Annotated in this window: 12 protein-coding genes and 1 other RNA gene; 4 read left to right on the top strand and 9 right to left on the bottom strand. The window is 39.3% G+C overall.

Annotation, left to right across the window (positions count from 1 at the left end; translation table 11 throughout):
• Positions 1–7: 7 nt before the first annotated feature.
• The 6 genes from gndA to SPAR10_RS06225 all read right to left on the bottom strand — a co-directional run bounded on the left by gndA (position 8) and on the right by SPAR10_RS06225 (position 5,546).
• On the bottom strand, positions 8–1,432 hold the full coding sequence (gene gndA / locus SPAR10_RS06245; RefSeq protein WP_004252005.1) for an NADP-dependent phosphogluconate dehydrogenase: 1,425 nt from the start codon (positions 1,430–1,432) through the stop codon (positions 8–10).
• Between the two features lie 76 nt (positions 1,433–1,508).
• Positions 1,509–2,960 (bottom strand): cell division site-positioning protein MapZ, encoded by a 1,452-nt coding sequence (gene mapZ, locus SPAR10_RS06240; RefSeq protein ID WP_004252001.1) that lies wholly within the window; start codon positions 2,958–2,960, stop codon positions 1,509–1,511.
• Positions 2,953–4,131: a THUMP domain-containing class I SAM-dependent RNA methyltransferase gene (locus SPAR10_RS06235; RefSeq protein ID WP_004251998.1), complete on the bottom strand. Its 1,179-nt coding sequence runs from the start codon at positions 4,129–4,131 to the stop codon at positions 2,953–2,955. Before SPAR10_RS06235 ends, mapZ begins: the two co-directional genes overlap by 8 nt.
• Before the next feature lie 82 nt (positions 4,132–4,213).
• Positions 4,214–4,595, bottom strand: an RNA gene (rnpB, locus tag SPAR10_RS10815) — RNase P RNA component class B.
• A gap of 18 nt (positions 4,596–4,613) precedes the next feature.
• Positions 4,614–4,949: a cell division regulator GpsB gene (gpsB, locus tag SPAR10_RS06230; protein WP_004251994.1), complete on the bottom strand. Its 336-nt coding sequence runs from the start codon at positions 4,947–4,949 to the stop codon at positions 4,614–4,616.
• 69 nt (positions 4,950–5,018) lie between these two features.
• The gene (locus SPAR10_RS06225; RefSeq protein ID WP_004251991.1) at positions 5,019–5,546 is read right to left on the bottom strand and encodes an SLOG family protein; all 528 of its coding nucleotides are present in this window, start codon (positions 5,544–5,546) and stop codon (positions 5,019–5,021) included.
• Positions 5,547–5,613: 67 nt separating this feature from the next.
• Between SPAR10_RS06225 and recU the strand changes: the two genes are divergently transcribed.
• Complete coding sequence (recU, locus tag SPAR10_RS06220; RefSeq protein ID WP_004251988.1) at positions 5,614–6,210, top strand: Holliday junction resolvase RecU; 597 nt, start codon at positions 5,614–5,616, stop codon at positions 6,208–6,210.
• Complete coding sequence (pbp1a, locus tag SPAR10_RS06215; RefSeq protein WP_004251985.1) at positions 6,207–8,360, top strand: penicillin-binding protein PBP1A; 2,154 nt, start codon at positions 6,207–6,209, stop codon at positions 8,358–8,360. Before recU ends, pbp1a begins: the two co-directional genes overlap by 4 nt.
• 78 nt (positions 8,361–8,438) lie before the next feature.
• On the opposite strand, the gene SPAR10_RS06210 is transcribed toward pbp1a, so the two are convergent.
• Positions 8,439–10,415 (bottom strand): peptide ABC transporter substrate-binding protein, encoded by a 1,977-nt coding sequence (locus tag SPAR10_RS06210; RefSeq protein WP_004251983.1) that lies wholly within the window; start codon positions 10,413–10,415, stop codon positions 8,439–8,441.
• Positions 10,416–10,620: 205 nt separating this feature from the next.
• Between SPAR10_RS06210 and SPAR10_RS06205 the strand changes: the two genes are divergently transcribed.
• Entirely contained in the window at positions 10,621–11,103 is a 483-nt protein-coding gene (locus tag SPAR10_RS06205; RefSeq protein WP_004251981.1) for an S-ribosylhomocysteine lyase, read from the top strand.
• Between the two features lie 58 nt (positions 11,104–11,161).
• Here SPAR10_RS06205 and SPAR10_RS06200 read toward each other — a convergent pair whose 3' ends face one another.
• Together SPAR10_RS06200 and pflB are read right to left on the bottom strand one after the other, a co-directional pair.
• Positions 11,162–13,264 carry an AAA family ATPase gene (locus SPAR10_RS06200; RefSeq protein WP_004251979.1) on the bottom strand — a complete coding sequence of 701 codons (2,103 nt, stop codon included), beginning with the start codon at positions 13,262–13,264 and terminating at the stop codon, positions 11,162–11,164.
• Between the two features lie 403 nt (positions 13,265–13,667).
• Complete coding sequence (pflB, locus tag SPAR10_RS06195; RefSeq protein ID WP_004251975.1) at positions 13,668–15,983, bottom strand: formate C-acetyltransferase; 2,316 nt, start codon at positions 15,981–15,983, stop codon at positions 13,668–13,670.
• 238 nt (positions 15,984–16,221) lie between these two features.
• Here pflB and dinB point away from each other — a divergent pair, with 238 nt between their 5' ends.
• Positions 16,222–17,283, top strand: a complete 1,062-nt coding sequence (gene dinB, locus SPAR10_RS06190; RefSeq protein WP_004251973.1) for a DNA polymerase IV — start codon at positions 16,222–16,224, stop codon at positions 17,281–17,283.

Raw genomic sequence — 17,283 nt, 5'->3', positions numbered from 1 at the left:
GACCTACTTATTTTTCGTCATACCAAGAGTAGTGGAATGTTCCTTCTTTGTCTTTACGTTGGTATGTGTGGGCACCAAAGTAATCACGTTGTGCTTGGATCAAGTTTGCTGGAAGGTCAGCTGAACGGTAGCTATCAAAGTAAGTGATGGCAGCTGAGAAGGTTGGTACTGGTACACCTGCTTGAACAGCAAGAGCTACGATATCCCGAACTGATTGTTGGTACTTAGCAGTGATGTCCAAGAAGTACTCATCCAAAAGAAGGTTAGCAAGGTCTGCATCACGGTTGTAAGCATCTGTAATCTTTTGCAAGAAACGAGAACGGATGATACATCCATCGCGCCAGATAGATGCGATATCTGCAAATGGCAAGTTCCAGTTATTTTCTTTAGAAGCTACACGTAATTGCGCAAAACCTTGTGCGTATGAGATGATTTTTGAGAAGTAAAGGGCTTGACGGATCTTTTCAATCAACTCAGCCTTGTCTCCTTCAAATTTGAAAGCAGCTGGTTTTGGAAGTACCTTGCTAGCGTGTACACGTTCTTCTTTATAAGTTGAAATGTAGCGCGCAAATACTGACTCAGTAATCAGTGACAATGGCACACCAAGGTCAAGAGCAGATTGGCTAGTCCATTTACCTGTACCCTTGTTTCCTGCAGCATCCAAGATGTAGTCTACGATTGGACCATCTTGACCTTCGTCGTCTTTGCGTCCAAGGATATCCGCAGTGATTTCGATCAAGTAGCTGTCCAATTCGCCCTTGTTCCACTCAGTAAAGATTTCAGCCATGTCTTCTGCAGAAAGTCCAAGCAAGTGTTGCATCAAGTCATAGCTTTCTGCAATCAATTGCATATCACCGTACTCGATACCATTGTGGACCATTTTCACATAGTGACCAGCTCCATCTGGACCGATGTAAGTCACACATGGTTTACCATCTTCTGGTGCTTTTGCAGAGATTTCTTCAAGAACATCCGCTACCAATTCATAAGCTTCTTTTTGTCCACCAGGCATGATAGAAGGACCTTCAAGGGCACCTTTTTCACCACCAGAGACACCAGTACCGATGAAGTTGATACCAGAGTTCGCCAATTCTTCGTTACGACGGATAGTATCTTTGTAGAACGTGTTTCCTCCGTCAATCAAGATATCGCCTTTATCCAAGTGTGGAAGAAGGGCTTGGATGGTTGCGTCTGTACCAGGTCCTGCTTGAACCATGAGCATGATACGACGTGGTTTTTCAATTGAGTTTACGAAGCTCTCAATATCATAGCTTGGCACAAAGTTCTTTTCAGGATGGCAAGCAACAACATCTTCTGTTTTTTCTTTACTACGGTTATAGATAGCAACTGTGTATCCACGAGATTCAATATTAAGGGCAAGGTTACGACCCATTACGGCCATACCAACAACACCAAAGTTTGCTTTTGTCATGTGACACTCCTCTTATTTAATAAGTTTTATTTTATCACGTTTATCTGTGAAAAGAAAGAATTTTATAACAATTTGACTAGTAGTCTAAATCATCCGCATGGCCAGAACCATTCCCAACAAAGTATCCTGTCTTACAGTTTAGAGTGAAGAGATAAGTTCCGTCTGGTTTGTAAAGATTGTAATATCCATTGCCATTCACAATATTTACACGTTCCAAGATATATTGGTTTCCAGTGATATATCCACGCGCACGAGATGTCTCAAGGATTTGTTCAAGAACACCATCTGCAAAGGTCCAGGCAGGATTACTACTATCGTTTACAGCAGATTGATTATACGGTACTCGGCTAGCGCTTCTTTGCAAATTAACACCTTCGCTTGACAAGCCACTATTAGTAGATGCCGCAGTATCACTTGTTGAAGTAGATGGACTGCTTTCTGTTGTTGGACTTGATGCTTCCTGGCTCGCTGCTGTTGTCGAAGCTGTTGTTGAGGCCGTTGTTGTACTTGCTAGTTGACTCTTTCCAAGGCTGATTGCTTTATCTAGAAGTTTGTCAATTTCTGTATTACCAGTCTTAATATCTGTAAATTTAGCATCCACTTTGATTTTTGCGTTTGTATCCAAGACACCATCTGTAATAGCTGGAGTTTCAAATTGAGAGTTCACTTCTTGGATAGCCTTTATTTGGGTTTCTAGACTATCATATTTTGATTTGGCTAGAGTATGTTCTCTCGCTCCTTCTAGTTTATCTAGAAGTTCCTTCAATTGATTCAGTTGACTAAACTGGCTATTTTTAAGAGCCGTTTTGTTTTCATCAGTATAAAACGTGTCGTAGAGCGTATTAAATTGTTCATAGACTGACTGATTGCTTACCAAACCTGAATCCGCCGCCTTCGTTTGAAGCTCTTGAGAAGAACGCGTAATCTGACGATAAACGTAATAGCCACCTCCAAAAATCAAGAGGAATAGCAAAATAATGGCAGACAAAATTACCCATTTCTTTTTATTTTGTGGTTCATCATCTGCTAGAGCAGAACGAGACAAGGGTTGAAGTTGATCTTCATTTTCCTCATAAACCACTGCAACTTCGGAGTTATCAACCTCAGCCATTTCCACAGCTTCCAATTCATGCTTAAAAGGTTGCTCGAGAACTCTGGTTTCCTCTTCTTCGGCTTCTTGGGCAACGATTTCAGTTGTATCTGTGGCTACTGCAAGAGCAATTGCTTCCTCTTCCGGACTTAACACATTTTCTTGTTCAGCAGTTTCTCTCACTTCTTGGATCATATCATCCAAGCTTTGAGTAGACTCCTCTTTTTTCGTTTGTAAATTTTCAAATTTGTCTGCTTCGATTTCTTCACGGTGTTGCTTGATATATTTATCTAAGATGGTATCATCTGGAGTCACACCTGCTTCAACTTCTTCGTTCTTACGAATAGCCTGACCAACCGTTAAATCTTTAGCCTCTTCAAATTCAAATTTAGATTCTTGCTCATCCTTGTGATGGCGATTGCGTCTTTTCTTACTCATTTGCATTCCTTTCTATTTCGACATCTTGTCTTTTCACTCGTTGACCAAAATATTGATATAAATCAACTTTCAAAGTACCATTATAGAGTTTCCGTTTTTTATCTGCCTGACTACCGTATTTACTTTCAAAAGCTTCATCACTGGTCAGGATAAATTTACTCCAAGTTTTAAGTGGTGCAAATACCTCTCCCATCTCAGCATAGAGCTTAGTGACTCCAGCGTCATCGGATAAACGTTCTCCATATGGAGGATTGGATATGATGACACCATTAATCTTATCTGTACGCAAATCCTGCACGCGCATCTGCTTAAAGTGGATATCCTTAGAAACCCCCGCAGCCTGAGAATTTGCCTTAGCAATTTCCACCATGCGGCCATCGATATCACAGCCCATGATGTCTAGCTCAATCTCACGATTAATCTTCTTGCTAGCTTCCGTACGAATCTCCTGAATCAAACGATCGCTAACCCAATTCCATTCTTCGAAAGCAAAGGAACGGCGTAAGCCTGGCGCCATATTACGAGCAATCATAGTTGCCTCAATACAGAAGGTTCCTGAACCACAAGTTGGGTCGATCAAAGGTTTATCTGGATACCAGTTTGATAATTGCAGAATTGCTGCTGCCATGTTCTCTTTAATAGGAGCACCACCTTTTTCAGTACGATAACCTCGTTTGAAAAGACTAGAACCACTGGTATCAATCATGACCGTCGCTACATCTTTAAGAATTGAAACCTCTATTTTAAACTCTGGGCCATTTTCCATCAAGGGAACGCCTTCTGGTCGAGCGTAATGTTTCTGCAATTTCTTGACAACTGCCTTTTTAGAAATAGCTTGAACACTAGGTTTATTATGAAGTTTTGATTTGACACACTTAGCCTTTGAAATTGGAAAACGTGCTCCAAGTGGTAGATAGTTTTCCCAATCTAAGGCAAAAACTCCTTGAAAAAGTTCTTCAAATGTTTTTGCTGGAAAAGTCCCAACAACAATCTTAATCCTATCTGCAGCTCGTAGCCACAAATTGGTTTCAATAATTGCCTTTACATCTCCTTCAAAGCGAACGCGACCATTCTCAACTTGACAGTCATAGCCAAGTGCACGCACTTCCCGACCTACAACAGCCTCTAAGCCTGCTGCAGCAGTCGCGATTAAATTAAATGTTTGTTTCATGTCAGTCTTTAAAGACCTTTCTCTTGTTCACCTTTAAAAAATGAGGTTGAGAAAATTTCTCAGCCCCAACCTATATGCAATTTTCTATAAGCCATGTTTTGTTCCAGAAGTGACTAGGACCACTTCTTTCGATAATCATCTGTCTACCGCTAACAGCTAAAAGCTGCTAGCAGTCAGAGTACTACGTTCGTTTCCGCGCACTCCATGCCCCGACCAAAATTTGGGTTGCTAGCTTGAGGGGTTTACCGCGTTCCACTCTCTCTGTTTCCAGAGAGACTTCGTCACTGTGGCACTTTCAGAGCTACTAAAACATATCCGAAAACTTAGTCTATTCACTCGCCGTAACGATTTCTCGTCCCTAGGCTTATGGTTTCGCCTAGCACAAACACTACAGGCATCACAGCCTGTGCTAGCATGGACTTTCCTCATGAAAAGATAAACTCTCCACGCGATTATCCAAAAATTGCACAACTGTATGATTCTTAGAAATCAGAATTTTCTACGATTTGTTTTCCAAATACTTCTTTTTCAAGACGATTCAAACGTTTCAAGATATCAAAGTTAGTCATAGAAGTCGTACTTCCAAGCTCAGCAGGCTCAGACGTTACAGATACAGGTGACACTTGAGGTTTGTTCGCCAATTGTTCTTTCAATTCTGCGACTTCCAAGCGCAATGATTTAACCAACGCTGCATAGGTTTCATAATCCTTGATAACGTCATCTAAGAATTCATCTACCTCTGCTTTACTGTATCCACGTACCTCTCTTCCGAAATCCTGCTCAAAAATATCCTTTGCTGTAAAAATAATACTTGCCATGTCTCTCTCCATTCTCAGTTACTAGTATTATTATATAAAAAAAGGCAAACAAAAAGCAAGGTCAAAGCCTCAATTTTCGGAAAAATTTTCGGCTATTTCGTTTAAATCCTCAAATGTTAATCTTTTTGTAATATAGTTGTCTTTCTTTTTCATCAGTTCGTAAAAAAATCTCAGTTTTGTTTCATTTTCTTGATCATAAAAAAGATAGGCTCCATCTGTATTTTCAAGTAAAAAAATCTGGTAATCTCTCAATTGGCTTTTATGCTCATAGGATGGATAGGCATACTTGATAAAATCGACCTGTTTAAAATCACTCAATTTGATCTGATTTGCTTCATTCCAATTCGAGCCATGTGTTTCAAAATCAAAAATAGTCGCTAGTTGGAATCCATAGTCATCTTTCATTTCCTTGGCGACTTCTAAAACCCAATGTTCAAAACCAAGAGTGCCTGTGAAAACTAGCCATTTCAACCCTTCCTCAGCTAATCTTTCCAAATCTCTACGAATGGCTTTTTTTATAATTTTTAACCGAATATCCTTTTCATTAAACACTCCTAAATCAAAAGCTGAGTATCCCAAAACCAAGGCTGTATGCATTTTTTCACCCTTTCTGTTGACCTTTATGGTATAATAGAGTGATGTTATTGTACCAATAAGGAGGACTATGGTCAACTATCCACATAAACTTTCATCTAAACCAAGTAAAACTTCTCTACCTCAAACTAAAAATTTCGCGAATCGAGGGATGAGCTTTGAAAAGATGATTAATGCTACCAATGACTACTATCTATCACATGGAGTAGCAGTCATTCACAAAAAGCCAACCCCAGTTCAGATTGTTCGGGTCGACTACCCTCAACGGAGTCGCGCTAAAATTGTTGAAGCCTATTTTAGACAAGCTTCAACTACTGACTACTCGGGTGTTTATGAAGGATTTTACATCGATTTCGAGGCAAAGGAAACCAGACAAAAAAATGCGTTCCCGATGAAGAACTTCCATTCTCATCAGATTCAGCATATGGAACAGGTTCTTGAACAAAAGGGGATTTGCTTCGTCCTAATCCATTTTTCTTCTTATCAAGAAACATATTTATTACCGGCGATTGACCTCATCCGTTTTTTTCAACAAGATATGGGGAAAAAATCAATGCCGCTTGATTATATTCGAGAGCATGGTTATGTGATTGAACAACAAGCCTTCCCTCAAATACCTTATCTCGATATCGTCAAACAACATTTACTAGGTGGTAAAACAATATGAACAAACAACTTATCTGGCGCATTGCTAAATATCTAGGAATTGGATTTTTAGCAGCCTTTATCGCTGCAATATTGATTGGTGGAAGTGTCTTCTTCTACTATGTATCTAAAGCACCAGAACTTTCTGAAAGCAAACTTGTCGCAACAACTTCAAGTAAAATTTACGACAGTAAAAACGAATTGATCGCTGACTTAGGAGCCGAGCGTCGTGTCAATGCTCAAAGCAATGAAGTTCCAATTGAATTGGTCAATGCAATTGTCTCTATCGAGGATCACCGTTTTTTTAACCATAGAGGAATCGATAGCATTCGAATAGCTGGAGCTTTCCTGCGAAACTTAACTAGTAGAGGTGGACTCCAAGGTGGTTCAACCTTGACGCAACAGTTGATAAAATTAACTTACTTTTCAACTTCTTCGTCAGACCAAACAATCTCACGTAAGGCCCAAGAAGCTTGGCTAGCTATTCAGTTAGAAAGAACTGCGACCAAGCAGGAAATTTTGACATATTACATCAATAAAGTATACATGTCAAATGGTAACTATGGGATGCAGACTGCTGCTCAAAATTACTATGGTAAAGATTTAAAAGACCTTTCTATTCCACAACTTGCTCTTCTAGCCGGAATGCCACAGGCTCCTAACCAATATGATCCTTATTCCCATCCAGAAGAAGCAACAGAACGTCGTAATCTAGTCCTATCAGAGATGCAAAAGCAAGGTTATTTAACAGCTGAGCAATATGAAACGGCTATAAACACACCTATCACTGATGGTTTACAAAGTCTTAAAGGAAGCAACTCCTACCCTCCATACTTAGACAATTACCTCAAAGAAGTGATTGAACAAGTTGAAACAGAGACAGGCTACAACCTTTTAACTACTGGAATGGATGTCTACACTAACGTAGACCAAGACGTTCAAAAACGACTTTGGGATGTATACAACACGGATGAATATGTAAACTATCCAGATGATGAAATCCAAGCAGCTTCTACTATTATTGATGTATCAAATGGTAAGGTTATTGCTCAACTCGGCTCTCGCCACCAAGCCAGCAACGTATCTTTTGGTATTAACCAAGCCGTTGAAACCAACCGTGACTGGGGTTCTACCATGAAACCAATCACAGACTATGCCCCCGCATTAGAGTATGACATTTATGACTCTACTGCCTACATGCTCAAGGATGTACCATATAACTTCCCAGGCACCAGCACTCCAGTCTACAACTGGGATCGTGGCTATTATGGTAACATCACTCTTCAAACTGCTATCCAACAATCTCGTAACGTACCAGCAGTTGAAACTCTCGATAGAGTTGGACTCGATAAAGCCAAAAAATTCTTAAACGGACTTGGCATTGATTATCCAACCATGGTATATGCAAACGCAATTTCAAGTAATACGACTGAATCAGGTAAACAGTACGGTGCAAGTAGTGAAAAAATGGCTGCCGCCTATGCTGCATTTGCTAACGGTGGTATCTATCACAAACCAATGTATATCAATAAAATTGTCTTTAGCGACGGTAGTTCAAAAGAGTTTTCTGATCAAGGTACTCGTGCTATGAAAGAAACAACCGCCTATATGATGACAGAAATGATGAAAACAGTATTATACTCTGGTGCAGGTCGAGACGCTTATATATCTTGGCTCCCACAAGCAGGTAAGACAGGTACATCAAACTATACAGATGATGAAATTGAAAATTACATTAAGAGATACGATTATGTCGCACCTGATGAAAATTTTGTAGGATATACCCGTAAGTATTCTATGGCTGTTTGGACAGGTTACTCTAATCGCCTTACTCCTATCGAAGGAGATGGATTTAGAGTAGCGGCCAACATCTACCGATCAATGATGGAGTACCTCTCTGAGGATGATCACCCAGGTGATTGGACAATGCCTGAGGGCTTGTATCGTAATGGTGAGTATGTCTTCAAAGTCGGCGCTCGTAGTAACTGGATCCCTCAAACAACCCAACAAGCTACTACAGAAGCTCCTACTACAACAACCGCAAATCAAACTACAGTAGCTGAAACTACTAGTCCAAATAATGGACAAAACCAAACTGTTCCAAATACAAATCAAAATCCTCAACAAAATCCAAATCCTCAACAAAATCCAAATCCTCAAGGACAACAATAATCTTAAAAGACCTAGGAAACATCTTCCTAGGTCTTTTATTAATGAAAAAGTGAAGTTAATTACTAACTCCACCTTCTTTTATTTTACATGGTTTGCAAGATCTTCTTGCGCTTTTTTATTAGATTCTTCTTTTTCCTTCTTCCATTTATCTTGAGCTTTTTGATATTCATCAGCAGTTACTGGTTTATCTTGAAGTTCAAGGTATTTGTACAAGAGAGGTTCAGTTGTTCCCTTGTTACCTGAGTAAGCAAATGGAAGCGTAAATGGTACCATCTTAGACAACATTGGACGTCCAGTTTGAGAAGATATTGGAATAATCAAAGCGCTATCTGTCAACCAAGCTTGAGCTGCAGCATATTTGTCATAACGTTTTGAAACGTCAGTGTTTTCATTTCCAGCTTCAACAACCATCTTTTCGTAGTCTTCCAAACCAACTTGTTTGGCAGCAGCGTTGTTTGTACCTGCATCAAATCCTAGGTAAGTTTTAGTGTTTTCACCGACTGATGGTTTGATAATATCAAGGTAAGTAGATGGATCTGCAAAGTCTGGAGTCCAACCAACGTTATCTGAAAGGTCCCAATCTTCCCCAGCAGCTGACTCAGCAAAGTAAGTGACATTCTGAACTTCATCTTTTTGAAGTTGTTGGATATCAACGACTACGTTATCAGTTCCTAATGTTGCTTCAAGTGATTGTTTCAATGATTGAACACGTTGTACTTTTGTAGTACTTGTTTGGTCTACCGGCATATCCAAGTGAATTGGGAATTGAACACCTTCTGCTTGGAGAGCTGTCTTAGCTTTAGCAAATTCTGCTTTTGCTTTTTCTGGACTGTAAAGACCGTCTTGAGCATCGTCTAGGTTAACATCTTTCCACTCGTCACCATAAGTCACCAATTTTTCCTTAACTAACTCACCAAAGTTTTTACCATCTGCTTGAACAAATGTTGGTGGTACGAACAAGTTACGAAGAAGTTTTGTTGCTCCACTTTCTCCATTGATTTGAGAAGTATAAGCTGTTCTATCAATACCGAAGGCAATCGCTTGACGGAAGTCTTTGTTAAGGAGAGCTTTCTTAGTTGAAGTTTTTTGCTCATCTGTAGTCTTAGAAGTATATTTATAAGACTGACGATCAATATTGGTACCAATTAAGTAAGTTGAAGAATCTTGTGGTGTATAAACGATATTGTCTTTAAACTCTTTTTCAGTTTCAGGATAACTTGCACTTGTTGGGAATAGACGAGCTGTTGAGAAACCACCAGCCTTAAAGGTTTCTGCAGGTTTGTTTGTATCTTGACCATCCCAGAATGATAGTTTTACTTTATCAATATGAACATTGTCCTTATCCCAATAATTTGGATTCTTTTCAAATTCTACTGAAGATTTAGCTACCAATGATTTCAACAAGTAAGGACCGTTATAAAGGATACTACTTGGATCTGTTGCTTTGGCAAAGTCACTTCCTTTTGAAGTAAGGAATTCTTCATTGACCGGTGCAAGAACACCCATAGTTGTTTTAGAGTTCCAGAAGCTTTCAGGTTTGTTCAAAGTATATTGAACAGTCTGATCATCAATTGCTTTGATTCCAACTTCAGAAAAGTCTTTAACTTTACCTTTCACATATGCATCCAGACCCTTAATAGAATCTTGAACGAGATAAAGTGCTTCTGACTTGTTGTCAGCTGCATATTTAAGACCCGTTACAAAGTCTTGAGCTTTCACAGCTGCGTACTCTTCACCTTCAGAAGTATACCATTTAGCATCTTTACGGATTGTATAAGTGTATGTCAAACCATCTTGAGATACAGACCAATCTTCTGCAATTGATGGCACAAAGTTTCCGTAGCGGTCATTTTCCATCAAACCGTCAATGACGTTACTAGTGATATTAGAAGTTGCTGCTTTACCAGTTGTCAAATAGTTGAGGTTGTCTGGGTCGGTTTCATACGTGTAAGAAAAAGTTTTCTCACCTTTTGCGCTCGAACCTGAACAAGCCGCCAAAACACCTGACGCTAACAGAGTCACTCCTGCTAGGGCCATTACTTTTGAAAATTTCATAATAAACTCCTTTATGACTTTTTATACATTATAATCCCTTTTTAGCTAAGTGTCAATACAATTTTCAGAATTTTTCAAATTGATTTGAAAATATTTTCTTCCTCTATTTCTAATTTGAAAATCTTTTTAGGAAAATTTCAATCATTGACATTTATCAACTATATCTTTATGATATAATGAAAGAAGAAAGTTGAAAGGAAATACCATGTCAAAAGAAGTTATTGTTGAAAGTTTTGAACTAGATCATACGATTGTAAAAGCTCCTTATGTCCGCTTGATTGGAGAAGAGACTGGACCGAAAGGAGATATCATTTCTAACTTTGATATCCGCTTGGTTCAACCAAATGAGGACTCTATCCCTACTGCTGGACTTCATACTATTGAGCACCTCTTGGCTAAGCTAATCCGTACTCGCATCGACGGTATGATCGATTGTTCACCATTTGGTTGTCGTACAGGGTTCCATATGATTATGTGGGGACGTCATTCTAGCGCTGAAATCGCAGCTGTCATCAAGGATTCATTGAAGGAAATCGCTGAAACAACAACTTGGGAAGATGTCCCAGGAACAACTATTGAATCTTGCGGAAACTACAAGGATCACAGCCTCTTTTCTGCTAAGGAATGGGCAAAATTGATTCTCCAACAAGGAATCTCAGACGATGCCTTTGAACGTCATGTCATCTAATAATAAAAAAAGAAACCAGCTTTTGAACTGGTTCCTTTTTTATTTTCTAAATCTTGATTTAGGCTTTTTCACGAATGACCAAAACACCATCTTCCATGTCAGCTTCTAGGTGTTTAGCATCAAGGTTATCCAAGTGGAAGTCTGTGACTTTGTCACGGATTTGTTGTTCAACCACACGTCGGAGTGGACGAACACCCATGACTTCATCGTAGCCTTCTTCAGTCATGTATTCTTTAGCAGCTTCGCTCACTACCAAGTCAATGTCTTTCTTAGAAAGCGTCTTGTTAACTTCAACCAACATAAGGTCTACAATCTTAGAAAGATCTTCTTTGCTCAAGTGTGAGAATTCGATGACAGCATTGAAACGGTTCAAGAATTCTGGACGGAAGTAAGGTTTCAAACGATCCATAAGTTCTGGTTTATCAGCATCTTCTGTCAAGTTAGCTTCGTAACCAAAGCCTGCGTTTGAAGTTGCGATAATCACCGTATTCTTGAAGTTGACAGTGTTACCTTGACCATCTGTCAAACGACCATCGTCCAAAACTTGGAGAAGAAGAGTGATGACTTGAGGGTCAGCCTTTTCAATCTCATCCAAAAGTACGATTGAGTATGGATTGCGGCGAACACGTTCTGTCAAGGTATTGTTGTTGTCATCGTATCCAACATAACCTGCAGTTGTACCAATCAATTTAGATACGGCTGTACGGTCGCTATATTCTGACATATCTAAACGGATGATGGCATCTTTAGTACCGAACATATCAAGAGCTAATTGTTTAGCCAACTCAGTTTTACCAACACCAGTAGGTCCTACAAAGAGGAAGCTACCGATTGGACGGTTACCTTCATCAAAACCAGCACGGTTACGACGGATCGCTTTTGCTACTGCCTCAACAGCCTTGTCTTGACCGATAACTTTGGTTTGCAAACGATGACCCATATCTTTCAATCGTTCGATATCGGTTGCACCCATTTGTGATACTGGGATTCCAGTCATCCGTTCGACAGACTCAGCTACATCATTTACAGTAGCTGTAACCTTGTGATCTTCTGTATGATTAGCAATTTGCTTTTCAAGCTCTTCGATACGGACTTTTGCATTTAGAGCTGCTTCGTAATCTTCTTTAGCAGCTGCAGCTTCTTGTTTAGCTTTTTCTTCTTCAATTTCATGTTCAACTGCATGCACATCTGTTACCGGATGTTGAGCCGCCAAGTGAGCAGCTGTTACATCGACCAAGTCAATAGCCTTATCAGGCAAGCTACGTTGTGGAATATATTGAACAGAGTAATCAACGGCAGCTTTCAAGACTTCATCTGGCAAAATAACATTGTGGTGTTGTTGATAAAGATCTCGAATACCTTGAAGAATCTTGAAGGTATCTTCAGCAGATGGAGCATTAACCTTCACTTCGTTGAAACGACGAGCAAGGGCTGCGTTTTTCAAGATGGTATTACGGTATTCATCTTGAGTAGTTGCACCAATCACTGTCAATTCACCACGTGAAAGAGCTGGTTTCAAGATATCAGCAAGACCTTTAGACCCTTGACCATCACCTGTGCTACCAGCACCAAGGATTTGGTGAATTTCGTCGAAGAAAAGGATAATATTTCCAGCTTCTTTGACTTCGTTTACCAAGTTTTGAATGTTTTCTTCAAAGCTACCACGGTATTGAGTACCAGCTTCAAGTCCAGAAATATCAATAGAAATAATCTCTTTGTTCTTGATTGCTGCTGGAACATCACCGTTCACGATAGCTTGGGCCAATCCTTCTACTACTGCAGTTTTACCAACACCAGCATCACCGACGAGAACCGGATTATTCTTTGTGCGACGAGAAAGAATTTCAGAAGTTTCTTGGATTTCTTTATTACGTCCAATAACCGGATCTAACTTACCTTCACGTGCTTCTGCTGTTAAGTTACGTCCAAGTTTTGCAAGAATCCCATCTTGTTTCATATCTTTACCTTGAACGTACTGAGCTTGTTCACTTCCTTCGCTTGGAAGTTGACCAGTTTGACGGTAAATAGCGAATTCTTCAGGCGTTACTTCACGGCCGTTAATCAAGTAACGACGGTTTTCTGAACTGTATCCACGCATACCACCCATCAATTGGTTAAATAAATCATCCATGTTGTTAAAGTTATTAAAGTTGTTATTCATATTTCATACCTCGTTTGTTTTCAAATTCACTTAGTCAAAATAGTTTGACTTTCTCTGACCTTTGTTTTAAAAAATTTAGACTAGCTATTTGCTACTCTACGTATAATTTCAGGTTTTTCTTTATCCAATAAAGTTTTTTCGATTGGACTTCTAAAAATACTAATGTTAACCATAGGTTGTACCTCTTTTCTAGGTTTTACCCATACTTTGATCTTAAGATAGTATATGTAATCACCTTAAAATCAAGGTTTTCTAAGGACTTTCATTATCCTTATGTTCTTAGTATATCACTTTGGTCAGTTTTAGTCAACATATTTGACCAAATTTGACTAATTTTTTAAAAAATTTTTATAACAAAAAAACCAGTCAGAGTGACTGGTTTTTGATTTACTATTTATAAATCTTAGCTCAATGCATCATCCATTGAAAGAACTTCGTGGAAGACACGTTGTGTTAATTCAGTTTTTTGTTCCGGAGTAAGGTATTTAGTGTTTACACAGTATCCAGAGATACGTACGATTACGTCTTCACCTGACATGATCTTTTCGTAAACATCGTTCAAGTCCATAACGTTCAAGTTAACGTGTTGTCCACCGTTTTCGAAGTAACCATCAAGGATTGTTACCAAGTTATCAACTTGTTCGTCACGAGTTTTACCAAGAGCACGTGGTGAAACTTGAGTTGTCAATGAGATACCATCAGCTGCATAACCAAAATCAAGGCTAGCAAGTGAGTTCAAGTTTTGCAACCATCCACCTTTAGCTTTGTTAGATGGGTTAGCACCTGGTGAGAAGAATTCAAGTTTAGATAAGTTCACAGAACCATCTTCGTTGAGGTATACACCTTTGTGGACTGGTGAGTTACCAGTTTGTTTAGAGTAAGCAACGTTAGATGTGATTGTCAAAAGTGATACAGTAGCTTCTGCGTCTTTGTAAAGTTTGTGGCTACGTAGACGAGTTGTGTAAGCTTCGATCAACCATTCTGCCAATTCGTTTGAACGTGGGTCATCTTCACCCCAACGTGGGTATTCACCGATTGTTTCGTAATCGTAGATGTAGCCATTTTCGTCACGGATTGGTTTAACTGTAGCGTACTTGATAGCTGACAATGTATCAACAGTGTTAGCAAATCCACAGATACCGAATCCCATGTTAGCACGTTGTTTAGTTGGCAAGAAGGCCATTTGAACAGCTTCGTAGTTGTACTTATCAGTCATGTAGTGGATGATGTTCAAAGCATCTACGTAAGTGTCAGTCAACCAGTCAAGAGATTTTTCAAAGTTTGCTTTAACTGATTCGAATTCAAGAACTTCGTCACGGATTGGTTCGATGTCAAATACTTTATAGTCTTTATGAACATCGTCGTAACCACCGTTCAAACCAGTAAGAAGAGCTTTAAGAACGTTAACGCGAGCACCGAAGTACTGGATGTTGTGACGTTGTTCTTCGTTTTCTGGGTCAAGTGGAGACACACAACATGAGATACAGCTCATTTCACCGTATCCATCTTTAGCCATTGTTGTAACACCTTCGTATTGGATTGAAGAGTGTTTGTGGCTCATGTGCATACAGTAGCGACGGAAGTTGTATGGCAATTTGTCAGTCCAAAGAACTGTCAAGTTTGGTTCTGGAGAGTTACCGATGTTATCAAGAGTGTTCAAGAAACGGTAATCCATTTTAGTAACACGGTGACGACCGTCGTTACCCATACCAGCCATAGAAGTTGTGATGAAGGTTGGGTCACCTGAGTACAATTGGTCATAAGCTTTTGTACGAGCAAATTTAACTGTACGAAGTTTCATAACGAAATCATCAATAAATTCTTGGATTTCTGATTCAGTAAATGTACCACGAGCAAGGTCACGTTCTGCGTAGATATCCAATACGATTGGCACACGTCCTAGAGATGTAGCTGCACCGTTGATAACACGGCAGACAGCCATGAAGGCAATGTTTACCCATTGGATAGCTTCTTTAACGTTCATCGCTGGTTTGCGAACGTCAACTCCGTAAAGATCACCCAAGCGTACAACTTGTTGCAATGCTTGATATTGAAGGTTGATTTCTTCACGAAGACGGATTGTTTCTTCATCGATTTCTTCGATTGAGTTCCAATCGTTTACTTTTTCTTGCATCAAGTAGTCTGCACCGTAAAGAGCAAGACGCGCATAAACACCGATGATGCGTCCACGTGAGTATGCATCTGGAAGACCAGTTACAGTGTGAGCGTGGCGAGCACGACGGATGTTTGAAGTGTAAGCACGGAAGATACCGTCGTTAACAGTTGTTACATATTTTGTAAAAATTTCGTGAACAGCTGGGTCTGGCTCGTATCCATTTTCTTTCAAAGTAGTTTCAGCCATACGGATACCACCTTTTGGCATGAAGTTCAATTTGAAGAGTTCGTCATTTTGGATACCAAAGATAACTTCGTTTTCTTTGTCGATGAATCCTGCAGGGATGTCAGCGATAGACGTTGGACGAGTGTCCATTGGGAAACGAGTTTCTTCGTAGTGTGCTTTAGTTTCTTCTACGATTTTTTTGATGTGAAGTGAACGCTCTGTTGGTCCTGCAAGGAAGCTTTCATCTCCATCATAAGGTGTGTAGTTAGCTTGTACAAAGCGTGATACACTTGCTTTTTCTTTCCAGTCAACACCTTTAAAGCCTTCCCAGGCTTTGTCAAAAATGTCCTGTGCTTCAACAACTGTCTTAACAACCATGTTAATGTCCTCTTTTATCTTTCTAGTAACAGCAATCTGTTACATTCATATATTCAGTATAACACACAGTAAACGATTTCAACAAGTGAAATCACACTTTTTAGACACTTTCTTTTATAATACAGTTGTTATTTCAGTGCAAACTGTAGTATATTTTTGAAAAGTAATTAGCTATTTCCTATTTTTTCAGAAAAAAGGTATAATAAGGCTAGATAAACTACCAAAGAAAGGCCATTTCATGCTGATATTTCCACTGATGAATGATTTATCCCGTAAAATTATCCATATTGACATGGATGCCTTTTTTGCTGCTGTAGAAATTCGTGACAATCCTAAACTTAAAGGCAAACCCGTTATTATTGGTAGCGACCCTAGGAAAACAGGTGGTCGGGGTGTTGTTTCAACCTGTAGTTATGAAGCCAGAGCATTCGGCATTCACTCAGCTATGAGTTCTAAAGAAGCTTATGAACGCTGTCCTCAAGCTATTTTTATTTCTGGGAACTACGAAAAATATACTACTGTTGGCCAACAGATTCGAGCTATTTTTAAACGATATACGGATAAAATTGAACCTATGAGTATCGACGAAGCTTATCTAGATGTAACTGAAAACAAGCTTGGTATCAAATCTGCTGTTAAAATTGCTCGTTTAATTCAGCAGGATATTTGGAATGAATTACAATTAACAGCTTCTGCTGGTGTATCATACAATAAATTTTTAGCTAAAATGGCAAGTGACTATCAAAAACCTCGTGGTTTGACAGTCATTCTTCCTGATGAAGCTGAAGATTTTCTCAAACAAATGGATATTGCTAAATTCCACGGTGTGGGCAAGAAAACAGTTGAAAAACTCCATCAAATGGGTGTATATACAGGTACTGACCTTTTAGAGATCTCTGAAATCACTCTCATTGATCGTTTCGGAAGACTCGGCTTTGATCTATATCGTAAGGCTCGAGGTATAGATAACTCTCCCGTCAAATCGAATCGTATCCGTAAGTCCATCGGTAAGGAAAAAACTTATAGTAAGATTCTAAGTCTAGATGAAGATATTAAAAAAGAGCTAACTCTCCTTTCGGAAAAAGTTGCTCTTAGTCTTCAAAAATATGAAAAAAGTGGTAAGATCGTCATTTTGAAAATCCGCTATGCCGACTTTTCTACTTTGACAAAACGAAAAACACTGAATCAACAAACACAAGACTCTGAAGAAATTGCTCAAAGCATTATCCAACTCTATGAAACACTGAGTGATAAAGACAAGGGAGTCCGTTTATTAGGAGTCACTGTGACTGGATTTTAA

The organism is Streptococcus infantis SPAR10, from assembly GCF_000279535.1.
Classification (GTDB): Bacteria; Bacillota; Bacilli; order Lactobacillales; family Streptococcaceae; genus Streptococcus; species Streptococcus infantis_I.
This window is presented reverse-complemented; position numbering and strand designations above follow the sequence as displayed.